Origin of the sequence: Streptomyces sp. NPDC046900 (assembly GCF_040644975.1) — a bacterium.
GTDB lineage: Bacteria > Actinomycetota > Actinomycetes > Streptomycetales > Streptomycetaceae > Streptomyces.
The window spans coordinates 107461-123391 of the sequence record NZ_JBEYXD010000001.1; the positions used below are offsets into that span (position 1 = coordinate 107461).

The following is a 15931-nucleotide window of genomic DNA, read 5'->3' on the forward strand; positions in this document are numbered from 1 at the left end:
GTCTTCCCGTGTCTCACGTGATGGCCAACCCTGACTTGTCTCACGATCTTGGCCAATCCGGAGAAGGACACAGTGGTGAACTCACCCTGATAGCAGGTCTTCTTACTCGAACTACGGGAACGTGTTCGCCGCGGAGCTGCAGGACTGCTACCTGTAGCCGCCTCTGGGGGCACCCGCACGGAGTGCCCCCGGGCCGCTGCCGTCATCCGCCGCGGCGGACACACCCCTTGTCGAGCGCCGACCGCGGCCAGACCGAGCGCGAAGGCCGCCGTCCGGTCCGGGATCACTCCGGCGAGATCGGCCGTCACCACCATGCAGAGGCCGAAAAGCCCGCCTGAGAGCTCGAGGGCCGCCGGACACGGAACCAGTCCCGGCCGCGCTCCTCCGGCTCGGCGAGCTGGAATCGTCCTGACACTACGGATACCTCCGTCGTGTTGTCGGGTCGCTCCTCAATGCACGGAGACCACCGGGGCCGCCCCTGGCAGGGGGCGGCGCCCACCCACAACCTGACAGCTCCTGCCCACGGGCCGGCCCGGTCATCTGCGCACCGGGCCTGGTGGCAACGGCTGACCGATCACCGCCACCTGGCCTACCCCAGCAGGAAAGAGGCCCGCTGCCGCCACCGCGTCCCGTCATGGACCAGCAAGTCGACCGACAAGACCTGCCCGACGATGGGAAGACCGGTGAGCAGATCGGCCTCAACCTTCTCCACGACAGCCTCGTCCTGGCCCTGGGCGACGGTCAGATGCGGGACAACATCGTCGAACTGCCCGCCGAACGGCGGGCTTTCCGGCCACCGCTCGACGATCGCCTCCGTGAGGCGCCTGAAGTGAGTGTCCGGCTTGGGGGCCAGATACAGCACTCCGGGGAACCGGCCGCAGTGATCGAACCGGACCTCGAAGGACTCATGTCGACCGAGTACCTCGCCGATCGCGGCGCAGACACCCTGGTCGATCCGGCTCGCATCGAGAAACGGGAAGAGCACGGTGACATGGGCCGGAACACCGGCACGGGCCGAGGGGTCAAGCCGGTCACGCCACGCTCGCACTACAGGCTCCGCCTCCGGGACCCTCACGATCAGCCCCGACTGCCCTACCTGAAACCCATGCGAGTCGCCGTCCTCCATCGCAACTGTCTATCAGCGGGGCCCGACCGGCGGCGACCCGATTATCACCGCCATGCCAAGCCGGACGGGCGCCACCCAAAGCTGTCAGACGGGGCCGCGACTCACATCGTCGAAGCCACACCGGGCCGGCCCGCCTTTGTCTCCGGGCGCGCGAGCAAGCTACAAGGCTGAACAGAAGGACTTGACAGGGAAGACCGTCGCGTACCGCCACGCGACGCCCTCCCGGCCGACTCGACGCGGCGAGCGGCGATCCGTTTCGCGACCTCGGACTCCACCATGAACCGGAGAATAGGCGGCATGGCGGTGGTGACACGCAGGAATCGGTGAACTCGGGCCAGGCCCGCCGCGTCAGACGATCAGGACAGCAGACTCCCGCCCGCGACCGGCCTGAGCACCCCGAGCGAGTGCCATGCCAGGACCTCCGGCCTGTATGTTCGAAGATGGCAAAGCTTCAGTGGACAGCATCAAGCGCAGAACGAACCTTTTTGAACGGTGTGGTACACCATCACGGCGACTGACGATTCCGCGCAGAACGGCGGTTAAAGATCGTGAGGCCTCTCGGCGGCAGCAGCCACGGAGCTTCACGGAGTCCACGTAGGTTTCCGAAGCTCGATCGCCGGTTACCGAAAAGTCATACTCGGGGCGGTACGGCTCCGTCCTGCCAGCGGTAGAGGTCGCGCAGCAGGGAAATCTCGGCGCCGTGATGGATCAGCTCCCTGTTGACGTGCAGGACGATGCCCTCCATGGGAAACCGCTCGGGACCCACCGTGGGCGGATTCTCCAGGTCAGCGTCCGAGAGCTCGCGGACCCCCGCGTTCCATCTCCCGTACATCTCATCGAGCTGTTTCAGCGCCTCGTCAGCGGTCCCCGCGTAGGCGAATGTCTGGGAGTCGACGTCCCGGCCGCCGAAGTGCCATCTGACCCGATAGCCCAGGCAGGAGACGATGATGTGCGCCAGCCGCCAGGCAATCGTGGTCACCGGCGCCGGCACCGGGTCAGGGGACGCGGAGTCCATCGTCCACACCCCGGAACCTGCCGACATCGGTGCGGCCGACGTGCCACGTGGGCGGATGCTCCAGCAGCCGCGCACCGGCTCCCAGAAGTACTCCTCATCGGCAAGACCGTGCAGCCGCGGCCGCAGGTTCTTGTGCCAGTGCCGGTCCAGCTGGTCCGCGAGTCTCTCGCTTCTTGTCATTTCCGCACACTATAGACAACGCAGACCTGGCTGCGACCCTCGCGGACGCCGTCGTCGGCCGTGGGCCGCGAGAGCGTACCGCACCGGGAGATGACGCTGGGGGCTGATGTGCCCTTCGGGCCGTGCCGCCGCGAGCGGCTGTTTGACATTAACAACCCGGCTGGCCGGGTTGGGTTCAATGACCCACATGTGACAGCCTCGACCGATGACATGACGGATGATCAAGACCGCAGACTCCCGCCCGTGATCAGCATGCGGACTCGACGGTCGGCTCAGGTCGGCGGTTCGGGCCGGGGACGCCGAGGCGGTGCGGGATCTGCTGAACAGGGGCGCGGATCCGGACGCGGTGGACGCGAACGGGCTGCCGGTGCCGTGCGTGCCGGTGGCGGCGTACGACGAGCCGGTCGCCGAGGCGTTGGTGGGGGCGGCGCGGACCCCGACCGGGTGCTGCCGGACGGGACTACGCCGCTGTGGCGCGCCGTCGCCGGCGGCTCCCCCGCGGCTTTCTCGGCGACGACAACCAGCTCGTACGTCTGGAGGCTGGTCGCCTACGGTCTCGCCCTGCCCGACGACCCGCGCACTACCGAGGCGATCGAGCGGGTGGGGCCTCGCGATGACGGCTTCGAGCACGACCATCGGGCCGACGAGCTCTGGCGGTGGACGTGGCGGAAGGAGAACCCTCCCGGCGAGTGACGACTGGTCAGCGTGAGCACCTGCCTTGACTGGTACAGCCGTTGCCGACCAGAACTCGAACCCCAGCAGCGATTCCGTCGTCGCTGCCCAGTACCAGCCCGTGAAGTGCCGTTGCCCGCGGTACGAAGCGAAGCGTCGCACTGGAGCAACGGACTCGAACGGGCCCGCGACACCGCCTCCAGAACGGACTTCCTCAACCCGCCACCCTCGTCATCAGCCCACTCGACATCGATCAGCCCCAGATCCACCGCCACCACCCGGCTCCACATACCTGCCGAAACCGACCGTGACAGGTGCAGCGAGAACGGGACCAGAGAAGTGAGATCAAACCCCACGAACGAAGCAAACGCCGCCGCTCAGCGCGTGACGCGATGAGAATCCGACAACACGAACGAGAACGAGTGAGAATCCGATAGCTTCAACGAGACAGGACAGCCGCCCGTCTCGCTCGGTTGGCCAATTGGCCAGGCGTCGGCCAACCAAAGTGAGAATTGGTCATTCATTTTGAGAACCTACACCGGCACGCCGGTTCAGCCGGTCCGGCGGATCAGCGCCAGGTACATCGCGTCCGTGCCGTGCAGATGCGGCCACAGTTGTACGTCGGGACCCCCTCCGAGGGCCGGGACGTCCGGGAGCAGCGGGCGCGCGTCGATGAGCTCGGCCCCGGGGAACTGCTTGAGCACGTCGGCGACCACCGCGCGGGTCTCGGCGAGGTGGGGCGAGCAGGTGGCGTAGCCGACCACGCCGCCGACGCGTACGGACTCGAGTGCCGTGCGCAGCAGGGCGCGCTGGAGCGGGGCGAAGCCGTCCAGGTCCTCGGGACGGCGCCGCCACCTGGCCTCAGGACGGCGGCGCAGCGCCCCGAGCCCGGTGCAGGGAACGTCCATCAGCACCCGGTCGAAGGTGCCGGGGCCCCACGGAGGCCGGGTGCCGTCGGCGGCGATGACCTGATAGGGGCCGGGGTTCCCGGCGAGCGCCTTGGCCACCAGGCCGGCCCGGTGCGGCTGCTTCTCGGATGCCAGCAGTGCGGCTCCGCGCTCGGCGGCGAGCGCCGCGAGCAGTGCCGCCTTGCCGCCGGGACCCGCACACCCGTCGAGCCACTTCTCGTCGGGACCCTCCAGGGGCGCGTTCGCCAGGGCGAGGGCGACGAGCTGACTGCCCTCGTCCTGAACGCCCGCGCGGCCTTCCGCCACGGCCTTCACGGCACCGGGCTCGCCGCCCTCGGTGAGCCGGACGGCGTACGGCGACCAGCGGCCGGGCACCGCGGCCTCCTCGCGCAGCAGCTCCTCCGTGGTGGCGCGGCCGGGGCGGGCGACGAGCGTGACCTCGGGACGCTCGTTGTCGGCCTCCAGCAGGTCCTCGATCCCGGCGCGAGGGCCGCCGAGGGAGTCCCACAGAGCGGAGACGACCCAGCGCGGGTGCGAGTGGACGACGGCGAGGTGGTCCTCCGGGTCCTCGTCGTACGGCGGGGCCACCCGCTCCAGCCAGCCGTCGAGGTCGTCCTGGGCGACCTTGCGCAGCACGGCGTTGACGAACTTGGCCCGCCCGTCGCCGAGCACGACCCGGGCGAGCTCGACGGTGGCGGACACGGCCGCGTGGCTCGGGATCCGCGTCCCGAGCAGCTGATGGACGCCGAGACTCAATACGTCGAGCACGGGCGGATCGACCTCGCGCAGCGGCCGGTCGACGCAGGCCGAGAGGATCGCGTCGTACGTCCCCTGCCTGCGCAGGGTCCCGTACACCAGCTCGGTGGCGAGCGCCGCGTCCCGCCCGTCGAAGTCGCCCTTGTCCCGCGCCTTGCGCAGCAGCGGCGGCAGCACGAGGTTGGCGTACGCGTCCCGCTCGTCGACGGCTCGCAGCGCGTCGAAGGCGAGAATGCGGACGGGGTCCTTCTGGGGACGTCGGTACGGCTTGCCCGGCTTGCGGGGACGACGTGACTGGTCGCTCACGAAAAAGGTGCTCCGGATGTGGGATGACGTGCGCTTCCCAGCGTACGTCCACGGGTGCCGGGCCGGTCGCGGAGGGCGGCCCCCGGGTCAGCTCCCGAGGGTCTCCGCGTTGCCGATCCGCACCCCGCGCGCCCAGTCCGCGGCCCGCATGGGCTTCTTGCCCTGGGCCTGCACCCACACCAGCTCCACGGCGTACGAACCCGTGCCGACCTGCACGTTGTTCTTGCCGACGGCCAGCTGTCCCGGGGCGAGGTCGGTGCGCTCGGGCACCGGTGTGACCTGGATGAGCTTGAGCCGTTCGCCGCGGAAGGCGGTCCAGGCGCCCGGCGCGGGGGTGCAGGCGCGCACCATGCGGTCCACCCGGAGGGCGGGCGCGGACCAGTCGACGTGCGCGTCCTCCACGGTGATCTTGGGCGCGAGCGTGACGCCCTCGGCGGGCTGCGGGACGGCCTTCAGGCTGCCGTCCTCGATGCCGTCCATGGTGGCCGCGAGCAGTCCGGCACCGGCGAAGGCGAGACGGGTGAGGAGGTCGCCGCTGGTGTCGGTGGAACGGACCTGCTCCGTGATGGTGCCGTAGACGGGTCCGGAGTCGAGCCCTTCCTCGATGAGGAAGGTGGAGGCCCCGGTGATCTCGTCGCCCGCCAGCACGCTGTGCTGCACGGGGGCGGCGCCGCGCCAGGCGGGGAGCAGGGAGAAGTGCAGGTTCACCCAGCCGTGGGCGGGGATGTCGAGGGCGACACGCGGCAGGAGCGCACCGTAGGCGACCACCGGAGCGCAGTCGGGTGCGATCTCCCGCAGCCGGGCGAGGAAGTCCTCGTCCCGGGGCCTGTTCGGCTTGAGGACCTCGATCCCCGCCTCTTCCGCCCGCTCGGCGACGGGGCTGGCGACGAGCCGGCGCCCGCGCCCCGCCGGTGCGTCGGGCCGTGTGACGACGGCGACCACCTCGTGCCGCTCGGACGCGATCAGTGCGTCCAGCGCGGGAACGGCGACCTCGGGGGTACCTGCGAAGACAAGCCTCATGGGTGGGTGACGGCCTCTCGGGCGGGAGTACTGATGGGCCCGTGCGCCCCCGGCTGCGCCGAGAGGGACGGGCAGCGCACCAGTCTATGGGGCCGGGGCCGTGCGAGGCGCTGCGGCCGCCTCGTGCCACGACGAACGCCCCATGGCAGCGCACGCCACTCATGGGGGCGTACGCGTATGCCCTCGCGCCCCCGCACCGTGACCACAGGCCTGAAGGCGCGTTGGTCAAGTAAGAGTTGACCGCAACGGGCCGCGATCGCGGCCCGGCCCTTTTCAACGCCGGTTCGAGAGGCTTGTTCATGGCCGACCACGCAACCCACGACGCCCAGGCCCGGGCCAGCCTGCACTTGCTGGTGCGGGACATCGAGCGGGTCCGCCGGCAGGTGGACGCACTGCGCACCCTCACCGCCCAGTTGGGCAATGTGTACCGTCCGCGCCGCTCCGGCCCCTCCACGGGCTTCGTCGTCTACGGACGCGCCCCCGCTCCTACCGTCCGCCTCGCCCAGGAGTTGCGGGACAGTGTGGAGACCCTGGTGACGGCGGCCGTGGACTTCGACCGCTCGCTCGGCTTCTCGTGGGACGCCGTGGGCTCCGCGCTCGGCGTCACCAAGCAGGCGGTGCACCGCCGTTACGGTGCCCGCCGCGCGGCGGGCACCCAGCCGACCGGCGACACCGAGCGCTCCGCGGACTCGTCCGTCAGCCGCACGATCAACATGGGCGCCGGTGTCCCCGCGGCCCGCTCGATGCCGACGCAGCCGACGGCGAGCGGCCCCACCCTGCGCGACGAGGTCAGGCCGACGGCCTTCCCTGGCCCGCGCAACGGCTGAGCCGCTCCCCCGCCTGCCTCCCGGAACCTCCGGGAGGCAGCCGCACGGACGCAGGGCGGGCCTGCGGACCGCGGAATGCCCGGCGGACGGCACACCGGCCACCGCCTCCGGGCCTCGCGGATACCGAGGCATCTCCTGACGCACCGCCACCGGACGTCCGGCACGGCCGAATCGGCACTGCGCCGGACGGCCTTGACCCGCTCGCGCGATCCGCTCGTACGACCCGCTCCGTCACCCGATGTCCGGTGGGTCGATCCGGATCCGGACCGGCTCGGCGCCGCCGCTCCCCCCGCGTACCGTCCGGGCCGCCAGCGCGGTCTTCAGCGCCGCCGCCAGCGCGGCCCCGCTCCCCGGCGGCACCCGGACGAGCGCCCGTTCCCACCGCTGCCCCGGCGGCGGTGCACCGGCCCGCCGCGGCCGCCCGGCCTCGGTCACCGGCACAGGCACCGGTCCCAGCACCTCCGCGTCCGCGGGAAGTCGTGCCTCACCGAGGAACCCGATCACCGTCTCGGCCGGACCCGAGACGGCCGCCATCCGCGAGACCGGCGGAAAGCCCAGCTCGGCCCGCTCCGCGAGCTCCCGCACCGCGTGCCCGACGGGATCCCACCGCACGAGCGCCTGCACCGGCCGCAGCGTCGGCTCGGCGACCACCACGACGGTCCCGCCGGCCGGCTGCGGTCTGACGAGCGCGCCCGCGCCGATCCACCTCCGCAGCGCGTCCTCGCCGGCCCGCAGATCCGGTCGCCCGAGCATGGCCCATCCGTCGAGCAGCAGCGCCGCCGCGTATCCGCCCTCGGCGACCGGCTCGGCCCCGGGTGTGCTCACGACCAGCGCGGGCGTCCCCGGCACCGTGTCGAGCACCTGCTCACGCCCCGACGTCCGCACCGGGACGGCCGGGAACGCGCGTCCCAGCTCCTCGGCGGTCCGCCGGGCCCCGACGACCTGGGCCCGCAGCCGGAAGCCGCCGCACTCCGGGCAGTGCCAGGACGTCTCCTCCCGTCCGCACCAGCCGCAGCGCAGCTCCCCCGCGTCCTGGGCGGCCAGCGGTCCGGCGCAGTGCCGGCACCGGGCGGGCGCGCGGCACTGGGCACAGGCCATACGGGGCACGTAACCGCGCCGTGGCACCTGCACCAGCACGGGCCCCGTCCGCAGCCCGTCCCGTACGACCTCCCAGGCGAGCGTGGGCAGGCGTGCCGCCCGCGCGGCCTCGTCCCGCGCAAGGTCGCCGTCCCCCACGGTCCGCACGAGGGGCGCGGCGGCCCGCACCCGCTCGCGGTCGGCGACGAGCGGTACGGCCCAGCCACTCTCGACGAGCTGGGCGGCCTCGACGGTGCAGCTCCAACTCCCCAGCAGAAAGGCGCACTTGTCCCGTGAAGCGCGAAGTTCCAGCACTTCGCGGACATGGGGGAAGGGAGCGTTGTCGTCGCTGTGACTGGCGTCCCCGTCGTCCCAGGCCACCACGAGCCCGAGATCCCGTACGGGCGCGAACATGGCGGCCCGCGTCCCGACGACGGCCCGCACGGCCCCGCGCCGTACGGCCAGCCACTCCCGGTAGCGGCGCTCCTGCCCGGCGTCGGCGGTCAGGACCGCGTGCTGCCCTTCTCCCATCAGTCCCTTGAGGGCGGCATCGACCCGCGCGGCGGCACGTCCGGCGGGCACGACAACCAGCGCTCCTCGGCCGGAAGCCAGCGTGGCCTGCACGGCCCGGGCGATCTCCTGCGCCCACTCAGGCCCGGGCAGGGCGGTCCACACGGCCCGGGGCGCCCCGCCGCCGGCCAGCGACTCCAGGAACTGCGTCCCCCGTGCATAGCGCCGCCAGGACCCGGGGTCGGGTGCGGAAGGAGGCGAGAGCGGCGCCCCCATCTCGGTGGCCTCGGCCCGGGCGTGCCGCGGTGGCACGGCGAGCTGGAGCACATCGGCGAGACTTCCCGCGTACCGGTCGGCGACGGCCCGGGTGAGTCCGAGCAGCTCGGGCGAGAGGACCGGTTCGGGAGACACGACCTGCGCCAGCGCGGCGAGCGGCCCGGAGTAGTCGGACTCGGCCAACCGCTCGACCAAAAACCCGTCGATGAGCCCACCGCCCTCGCGGCGCCCTTCCCGCACGGTGCGCCCACCGGCTCCGAAGCGCACCCTGACTCTGACCCCTGGCTGAGCCACGGCGTCGAGCTCTTCGGGGACCGCGTAGTCGAAGTACCGGTCCAGATGCAGCACGCCCTTGTCGACGAGCACGCGCGCCACGGGGCGCTCCTTGGCCAGCGCGGCTCCCCGCCAGGTCCGCGGCTTGGCCCTGGGCTCCTGGGCCTTCCGCACGGCCTCACGCATCAGCGCAAGCTGCTCGGGCGGCGCGGCTTCTTCCCCGCCCGCCCGCTGCTGCCCGTTCGCGCTGCTCACGCTTGCATTCTTACCAAACGTCACTGACACCGGCGCCGGCCCGAGCTCACTCCGCCGCGGCTCACGGACACTCCGAGGGCACTTCGGGCATGGTCCGCTCGGCCGATACGGGTGCCGAGCCCGGAGCAGGATTCGAGCCTGGAGGAGAGAGGCCACCAGTGCCCGCACGCGCGCCGAGCATGCGATGGCGACTGTCCCAAGCCTTGTGCGAGGACGGCGATCCCGGGCCTCACAGCAGCCCACACGCGACACTCGCGTTCCCCCGGGGCCACACCGCAGCCTCCGTACCGCGAAGGGCCACACGGCCGTTTCCGGGACGACAAGGCCCGGCGTCCGAAAGACGGGCGCCGGGCCTTGTGCTACGCGTCGGGGGGTTACAGCCCCACGGCCGCCCGCAGGGCCTCGATGCGGTCCGTGCGCTCCCAGGTGAAGTCGGGCAGCTCACGGCCGAAGTGACCGTACGCCGCCGTCTGGGAGTAGATCGGGCGGAGCAGGTCGAGATCACGGATGATCGCGGCCGGACGAAGGTCGAAGACCTCGGTGATCGCGTGCTCGATCTTCTCGGCGTCGACCTTGGCCGTCCCGAAGGTCTCCACGAACAGACCGACCGGCTCGGCCTTGCCGATCGCGTACGCGACCTGGACCTCGCAGCGCGAGGCGAGACCCGCCGCGACCACGTTCTTGGCGACCCAGCGCATCGCGTACGCCGCCGAGCGGTCCACCTTCGACGGGTCCTTGCCCGAGAACGCGCCACCGCCGTGGCGGGCCATGCCGCCGTACGTGTCGATGATGATCTTGCGGCCCGTCAGGCCCGCGTCACCCATCGGGCCACCGATCTCGAACCGGCCGGTGGGGTTGACCAGCAGACGGTAGCCGTCCGTGTCCAGCTTGATGCCCTCGTCCAGCAGGGCCTTCAGCTCCGGCTCCACCACGAACTCGCGAATGTCGGGCGACAGCAGGGACTCCAGGTCGATGTCGCTGGCGTGCTGCGAGGAGATGACCACCGTGTCCAGCCGGACCGCCTTGTCGCCCTCGTACTCGATGGTGACCTGGGTCTTACCGTCCGGGCGCAGGTAGGGGATCGTGCCGTTCTTGCGGACGTCGGACAGCCGCTTGGACAGGCGGTGGGCCAGGAAGATCGGCAGCGGCATCAGCGTGGGCGTCTCGTCCGACGCGTAGCCGAACATCAGCCCCTGGTCGCCTGCACCCTGGCGGTCCAGCTCGTCCTCGTCACCCTCGACACGGGCCTCGTAGGCCGCGTCCACACCCTGCGCGATGTCCGGGGACTGCGCGCCGATCGACACCGAGACGCCGCAGGAGGCGCCGTCGAAGCCCTTCTTCGACGAGTCGTAGCCGATCTCGAGGATCTTGCTGCGCACCAGCGTCGCGATGTCCGCGTAGGCCTTGGTGGTGACCTCACCGGCCACGTGCACCAGGCCGGTGGTGATCAACGTCTCCACGGCGACCCGGGAAGTCGGGTCCTCACGCAGAAGCGCGTCGAGAATGGTGTCGCTGATCTGGTCAGCGATCTTGTCGGGGTGGCCCTCGGTCACGGACTCCGAGGTGAACAGGCGACGGGACACAACGCTCCCTGGGGTTGCAGCGGCTGCTGGCTGATCATTGGTGGACGGGACGGGGGCTGCGCCCGGCGTCGTCCGAGAACAGTTTATCGGTCGCGCTCGGCCACCCGCCCGTGTGTCTCGCCTCTCGGGAACGCGGTGACCTGCGGCACGGGCATTCTGCCTATGCCGCAGGATCTTTTCCAGGGTCGCCACGCCTGAATGTTCCGAGCCGGCAGGTGTCCGAGGACGGGTGAGATCCTCAGGTCAGACGGCGGGCGACCAGGTCCCACACCGTGTCGGCCAGCGCTTCCTTCGGGCCGTAGGGCACCGGGGTCTCACTGCCGTCGGCGCCCAGCACGATGGCCTCGTTCTCCTCGGAGCCGAAGGCCTTGCGCTCCCCCACCTCGTTCACCACGAGCAGGTCGCAGCCCTTGCGCTCCAGCTTCGCGCGGCCGTTGGCCAGCACATTGTCCGTCTCCGCGGCGAAGCCCACGACCACCTGGTCGGGACGGGCGCGCTCGGCGGAGATCTCCGCGAGGACGTCCGGGTTCCTGACCAGGACGACGGGCTCCGGGTCCCGGCCGTCCTGCTTCTTGATCTTCCCCGCCGCATAGGTCGCCGGGCGGAAGTCTGCCACCGCCGCCGCCATCACCACGGCGTCCGCCTCCGCGGCCGCCTTCACCACCGCCTCGCGCAGCTGGACCGCGGTGCCCACCCGGACGACGTCCACTCCGGCCGGGTCGGGCAGGTCCGCGTTCGCGGCGATCAGAGTGACGCGGGCGCCTCGTGCCGCGGCCGTACGGGCCAGGGCGTAGCCCTGCTTGCCGGAGGAGCGGTTGCCGAGGAAGCGGACGGGGTCGAGGGGCTCCCGGGTGCCGCCCGCGCTGACCACCACATGACGGCCCGCGAGATCCGGCTCGGTCACGCCCCGGGCCAGCACCCGACGGCAGACCTCGAAGATCTCGGCGGGGTCGGGCAGCCGGCCCTTGCCCGTGTCCACACCGGTCAGCCGGCCCACGGCGGGCTCGATCACCACGGCACCGCGGCGCCGCAGCGTCGCCACGTTCTCCTGGGTGGCCGGGTGCTCCCACATCTCGGTGTGCATGGCTGGGGCGAAGACGACGGGGCAGCGTGCGGTCAGGAGCGTGTTGGTCAGCAGGTCGTCGGCCAGGCCGTGGGCGGCCTTGGCGAGCATGTCGGCCGTCGCCGGGGCCACGACCACCAGGTCGGCGTGCTGGCCGATGCGGACGTGCGGGACCTCGTGGACGCCGTCCCAGACCTCGGTGGAGACAGGGTGACCGGAGAGGGCGGACCAGGTCGCGGCACCCACGAAGTGCAGCGCTGACTCGGTCGGCACGACACGGACGTCATGGCCGGACTCGGTCAGTCTGCGCAGCAGCTCGCACGCCTTGTACGCGGCGATGCCACCGCTGACCCCCAGAACGACATTCGGCTTGCCCACCGGGCCTCCCGCACTCGACACCCGTACGCCGAGGTTCACCGGCGTACGGGTCTATGACACACCACAGGCCCGACAGCCGAGCTGCCGGGCCTGTGGAAAAACCCATCGCGATCCACAGATATGACTACCTGCGAACGCGGTCCTGATGCGTACTGCTGTTACTGCGCCGGGCCTTCGATGGCCTCGGAGGTCAGCAGACCCGCGTTGATCTCGCGCAGGGCGATCGAGAGCGGCTTCTCGTGGACGTGGGTGTCGACGAGGGGACCGACGTACTCGAGAAGGCCCTCACCGAGCTGCGAGTAGTACGCGTTGATCTGACGGGCCCGCTTGGCCGCGTAGATCACGAGGCTGTACTTCGAGTCGGTGGCCTCGAGGAGCTCGTCGATCGGCGGGTTGATGATGCCCTCGGGCGCGGTGATGGAAGAGGACACGCTCTACCTTCCGAAGATGGGAAAGATCAGACCTGATCACACAACCCTGATCACACAACGTTCATCAAGGTTAGCAGCTCGCGCGCCACGCCCTCGACCGAGGTGTTGACCAGGGTGACATGGAACTCGGGCTCGGCCGCCAGCTCGATCTTGGCCGCCTCCAGACGGCGCTCGATCACCTCCGGCGGCTCGGTGCCCCGTCCGGTGAGTCTGCGCACGAGCTCCTCCCAGGTGGGAGGAGCCAGGAACACCAGCTGGGCCTCGGACATGGACTCGTGGACCTGCCGGGCGCCCTGGAGGTCGATCTCCAGCAGGACCGGCACTCCGGCCTCCAGGTGCTGGAGCACGGCGGCCCGGGGCGTGCCGTAGCGGTTGCCGGCGAACTCGGCCCACTCCAGCAGCTCCCCGTTGGCGATCAGCTTGTCCATCTCGTCGTCGGTGACGAAAAAGTAGTGGACTCCGTGCCGCTCGCCGGGGCGTGGTTTGCGGGTCGTCGCCGACACCGAGAGCCACACCTCGGGGTGTTCCTTGCGCATATGGGCGACGACCGTGCTCTTGCCGACCCCGGAGGGGCCGGAGAGCACGGTCAGCCGCGGACGTTCACTCATGCAGCGATTATTCCAGCAATCCCGGAGTGCACCGGACTCAGCTGGTGGCGCCGCCGAACTCACGCTCCAGCGAGGCGATCTGGTTGGAACCGAGACCGCGCACGCGGCGGCTCTCGGAGATACCCAGTCGCTCCATGATCTGCTTGGCGCGGACCTTGCCCACGCCGGGCAGGGACTCGAGAAGGGCGGAGACCTTCATCTTGCCGATGACGTCGTTCTCCTGGCCCTGCTTGATGACCTCGTGCAGAGAGGCGCCGGAGTGCTTGAGTCGATTCTTCACCTCGGCCCGCTCCCGGCGAGCCGCGGCGGCCTTTTCGAGCGCGGCTGCGCGCTGTTCAGGGGTAAGGGGCGGAAGAGCCACGCCTACGTCACCTCGGATGTCGAACTGTCGGATACGGACCGGTGAGGAACCTAGTCGGCCCACACCTGGGGAGCTACGAGCAACACGCTTGCCCGCTCTCTCGTCGGAGACTAGCGGGCGAGCGCGCCGGAGTCAGCGAGAACAGCGGAAAAGTCCTGGTCAGCCTCCATCGAGCCGGACTTTTCGGACATATTGCCCCGAATTTGAGGATGTATTCAGACTCAAGCCCTCCCGGAGACACTCGTCGGAGGGCTGCTCGTGAAGCCGGAAGGGGACTAGAGGGCCGCCACGGCGGCCCTGATCTCGTCCGCGAAACGTTCCGCAGCGCCACGCAGAGCGACGACGTCGGGGCCGTGGCGCAGCACCCCCCGGCTCACGTTCGGCACCACGTTGCGCACCGCCGCCCCGAAGACGCGCGGCAGATCGGCCGCGGTCGCCCCCTGGGCCCCGATGCCCGGGGCGAGCAGGGGTCCGTTGATGTCCAGGTCGTACGACGACAGGGCGCCGAGCGTGGCACCCACGACGGCGCCGAACGAGCCGAGGGGCTTCTCCCCCGCGTTCTCGGCGGCGAGGTGTGCGAGCATCGTCGCCCCCACGTTCCGGCCGTCGGGCCGCACGGCGTGCTGCACCTCGCCGCCCTCCGGATTGGAGGTCAGGGCCAGCACGAAGAGACCCGCCCCGCTCTCCCTCGCCAGGTCCACGGCCGGCTTGAGCGATCCGTAGCCGAGGTACGGCGAGACCGTGAGCGCGTCGGAGAACAACGGGGAGTCCTTCCTCAGGAAGGACTCCCCGTAGGCGGCCATCGTCGAGCCGATGTCGCCGCGCTTGGCGTCCATGACCACCAGTGCCCCGGCCGCCCGCGCCTCCTCGACCGTCTTCTCCAGGACCGCCACGCCGCGCGAGCCGAAGCGCTCGAAGAAGGCGCTCTGCGGCTTGAGCACGGCGACCCGCCCGGCCGTCGCCTCCACCACCGTGCGGCTGAACCACTCCAGGCCCGCGACGTCGTCGTTCAGGCCCCACTCGGCGAGCAGCGAGGCGTGCGGGTCGATGCCGACGCACAGCGGACCGCGCTCGTCCATGGCACGGCGCAGGCGCGCGCCGAAGGGTTCCCAGGAAAGCCGCTGCGGCCCGCCGGCCTCCGCCGGAGAGTGGTGGCCCGGTGTCGGGTGGGCGGTCATACGGTCTTCCTCACGTCGGCGCCGACCGCGTCGGCGAGGGTGGCGTAGGGGCTCGTACGGAGCCGGGCGAGCAGCCCCTTGTGGATGGCTCGGCTCCAGAAGGGCCCTTCGTAGATGAACGCGCTGTAGCCCTGCACCAGCGTGGCACCGGCCAGAATGCGCTGCCAGGCGTCCTCGGCGCTCTCGATGCCGCCCACGCCCACCAGGGTCATGCGGTCGCCCACGCGCGCGTAGAGGCGGCGCAGGACCTCCAGAGAGCGCGTTTTCAGCGGCGCGCCCGACAGTCCGCCGGTCTCCTTGACCAGGGAGGGTTCGGAGCTCAGGCCGAGGCCCTCGCGCGCGATGGTGGTGTTCGTGGCGATGATCCCGTCCAGCCCGAGTTCCACGGCGAGATCGGCGACGGCGTCGACGTCCTCGTCCGCGAGGTCCGGGGCGATCTTGACCAGGAGCGGCACCCGCCGGCTGGTGACCGTGCGGTCGGCGGCCTCGCGGACGGCGGTCAGCAGCGGACGCAGCGCCTCGGTCGCCTGCAGATCGCGCAGCCCGGGGGTGTTCGGCGAGGAGACGTTGACCACCAGGTAGTCGGCGTACGGCGCGAGCCGCTCGGTCGACTTCACGTAGTCCTGGACGGCCTCGGTCTCGGGGACGACCTTGGTCTTGCCGATGTTGACGCCGACGACCGTCCGGAAGACGGAGGTGCGCGACGCCAGACGCGCGGCGACAGTCAGCGAGCCCTCGTTGTTGAAGCCCATCCGGTTGATCAGCGCCCGGTCCGCGACCAGGCGGAACAGTCGCTTCTTGGGGTTGCCCGGCTGCGGCTCCCCCGTCACCGTGCCGATCTCGACGTGGTCGAAGCCGAGCATCGACATGCCGTCGATCGCGACGGCGTTCTTGTCGAAACCGGCGGCGAGCCCGAAGGGGCCGTGCATCCGCAGACCGAACGCCTCGGTGCGCAGTTCCCGGTGGCGGGGCGCGAGGGCCGCCGCGACGAAGGTGCGGAGCACAGGGATGCGCACGGCCAGGCGGATCCAGCGGAAGGCCAGGTGGTGGGCCTGCTCGGGGTCCATCCGTGTGAAGACCAGACGGAAGAACAGCTTGTACATGTCTCGGGAGTCCTCAGGGTCCGGG

14 protein-coding genes are annotated in these 15931 nt (G+C 70.9%); 2 read left to right on the forward strand and 12 right to left on the reverse strand.

The window, feature by feature from the left end; all coding sequences use genetic code 11:
• Nucleotides 1-589 precede the first annotated feature (589 nt).
• Nucleotides 590-1126 carry a 2'-5' RNA ligase family protein gene (locus tag ABZ904_RS00455; RefSeq protein WP_359390128.1) on the reverse strand — a complete coding sequence of 179 codons (537 nt, stop codon included), beginning with the start codon at nucleotides 1124-1126 and terminating at the stop codon, nucleotides 590-592.
• Between the two features lie 631 nt (nucleotides 1127-1757).
• Complete coding sequence (locus tag ABZ904_RS00460) at nucleotides 1758-2321, reverse strand: DinB family protein (RefSeq protein WP_359390124.1); 564 nt, start codon at nucleotides 2319-2321, stop codon at nucleotides 1758-1760.
• A 444-nt stretch (nucleotides 2322-2765) separates the two neighbouring features.
• On the opposite strand from ABZ904_RS00460, the gene ABZ904_RS00465 reads away from it, so the two are divergent.
• Entirely contained in the window at nucleotides 2766-3014 is a 249-nt protein-coding gene (locus ABZ904_RS00465) for a hypothetical protein (RefSeq protein ID WP_359390122.1), read from the forward strand.
• Nucleotides 3015-3544: 530 nt separating this feature from the next.
• Here the strand turns inward: ABZ904_RS00465 and ABZ904_RS00470 are convergent.
• Both ABZ904_RS00470 and fmt read right to left on the reverse strand, forming a co-directional pair.
• Nucleotides 3545-4963, reverse strand: coding sequence for a transcription antitermination factor NusB (locus ABZ904_RS00470; RefSeq protein WP_359390119.1), 1419 nt, complete (start codon nucleotides 4961-4963; stop codon nucleotides 3545-3547).
• An 87-nt stretch (nucleotides 4964-5050) separates the two neighbouring features.
• Nucleotides 5051-5983: a methionyl-tRNA formyltransferase gene (gene fmt / locus ABZ904_RS00475; protein WP_359390116.1), complete on the reverse strand. Its 933-nt coding sequence runs from the start codon at nucleotides 5981-5983 to the stop codon at nucleotides 5051-5053.
• Nucleotides 5984-6282: 299 nt separating this feature from the next.
• On the opposite strand from fmt, the gene ABZ904_RS00480 reads away from it, so the two are divergent.
• Nucleotides 6283-6810 (forward strand): hypothetical protein, encoded by a 528-nt coding sequence (locus ABZ904_RS00480; protein WP_359390113.1) that lies wholly within the window; start codon nucleotides 6283-6285, stop codon nucleotides 6808-6810.
• A 231-nt stretch (nucleotides 6811-7041) separates the two neighbouring features.
• Here ABZ904_RS00480 and ABZ904_RS00485 read toward each other — a convergent pair whose 3' ends face one another.
• The 8 genes from ABZ904_RS00485 to ABZ904_RS00520 all read right to left on the reverse strand — a co-directional run bounded on the left by ABZ904_RS00485 (nucleotide 7042) and on the right by ABZ904_RS00520 (nucleotide 15906).
• Entirely contained in the window at nucleotides 7042-9201 is a 2160-nt protein-coding gene (locus ABZ904_RS00485) for a primosomal protein N' (protein ID WP_360992028.1), read from the reverse strand.
• A 374-nt stretch (nucleotides 9202-9575) separates the two neighbouring features.
• On the reverse strand, nucleotides 9576-10784 hold the full coding sequence (gene metK / locus ABZ904_RS00490) for a methionine adenosyltransferase (RefSeq protein WP_359390107.1): 1209 nt from the start codon (nucleotides 10782-10784) through the stop codon (nucleotides 9576-9578).
• A 238-nt stretch (nucleotides 10785-11022) separates the two neighbouring features.
• Nucleotides 11023-12225 carry a bifunctional phosphopantothenoylcysteine decarboxylase/phosphopantothenate--cysteine ligase CoaBC gene (coaBC, locus tag ABZ904_RS00495; RefSeq protein WP_361820294.1) on the reverse strand — a complete coding sequence of 401 codons (1203 nt, stop codon included), beginning with the start codon at nucleotides 12223-12225 and terminating at the stop codon, nucleotides 11023-11025.
• A 158-nt stretch (nucleotides 12226-12383) separates the two neighbouring features.
• Complete coding sequence (gene rpoZ, locus ABZ904_RS00500; RefSeq protein WP_005319902.1) at nucleotides 12384-12656, reverse strand: DNA-directed RNA polymerase subunit omega; 273 nt, start codon at nucleotides 12654-12656, stop codon at nucleotides 12384-12386.
• A 50-nt stretch (nucleotides 12657-12706) separates the two neighbouring features.
• Nucleotides 12707-13264, reverse strand: coding sequence for a guanylate kinase (gene gmk, locus ABZ904_RS00505; RefSeq protein ID WP_359390101.1), 558 nt, complete (start codon nucleotides 13262-13264; stop codon nucleotides 12707-12709).
• 37 nt (nucleotides 13265-13301) lie between these two features.
• Nucleotides 13302-13625 (reverse strand): integration host factor, encoded by a 324-nt coding sequence (locus ABZ904_RS00510; RefSeq protein ID WP_059125536.1) that lies wholly within the window; start codon nucleotides 13623-13625, stop codon nucleotides 13302-13304.
• 275 nt (nucleotides 13626-13900) lie between these two features.
• Nucleotides 13901-14803 (reverse strand): orotidine-5'-phosphate decarboxylase, encoded by a 903-nt coding sequence (pyrF, locus tag ABZ904_RS00515; RefSeq protein WP_360992020.1) that lies wholly within the window; start codon nucleotides 14801-14803, stop codon nucleotides 13901-13903.
• Nucleotides 14800-15906: a quinone-dependent dihydroorotate dehydrogenase gene (locus tag ABZ904_RS00520; RefSeq protein ID WP_360992016.1), complete on the reverse strand. Its 1107-nt coding sequence runs from the start codon at nucleotides 15904-15906 to the stop codon at nucleotides 14800-14802. The genes pyrF and ABZ904_RS00520 overlap by 4 nt, the downstream gene beginning before the upstream one ends.
• Between the last annotated feature and the right edge of the window lie 25 nt (nucleotides 15907-15931).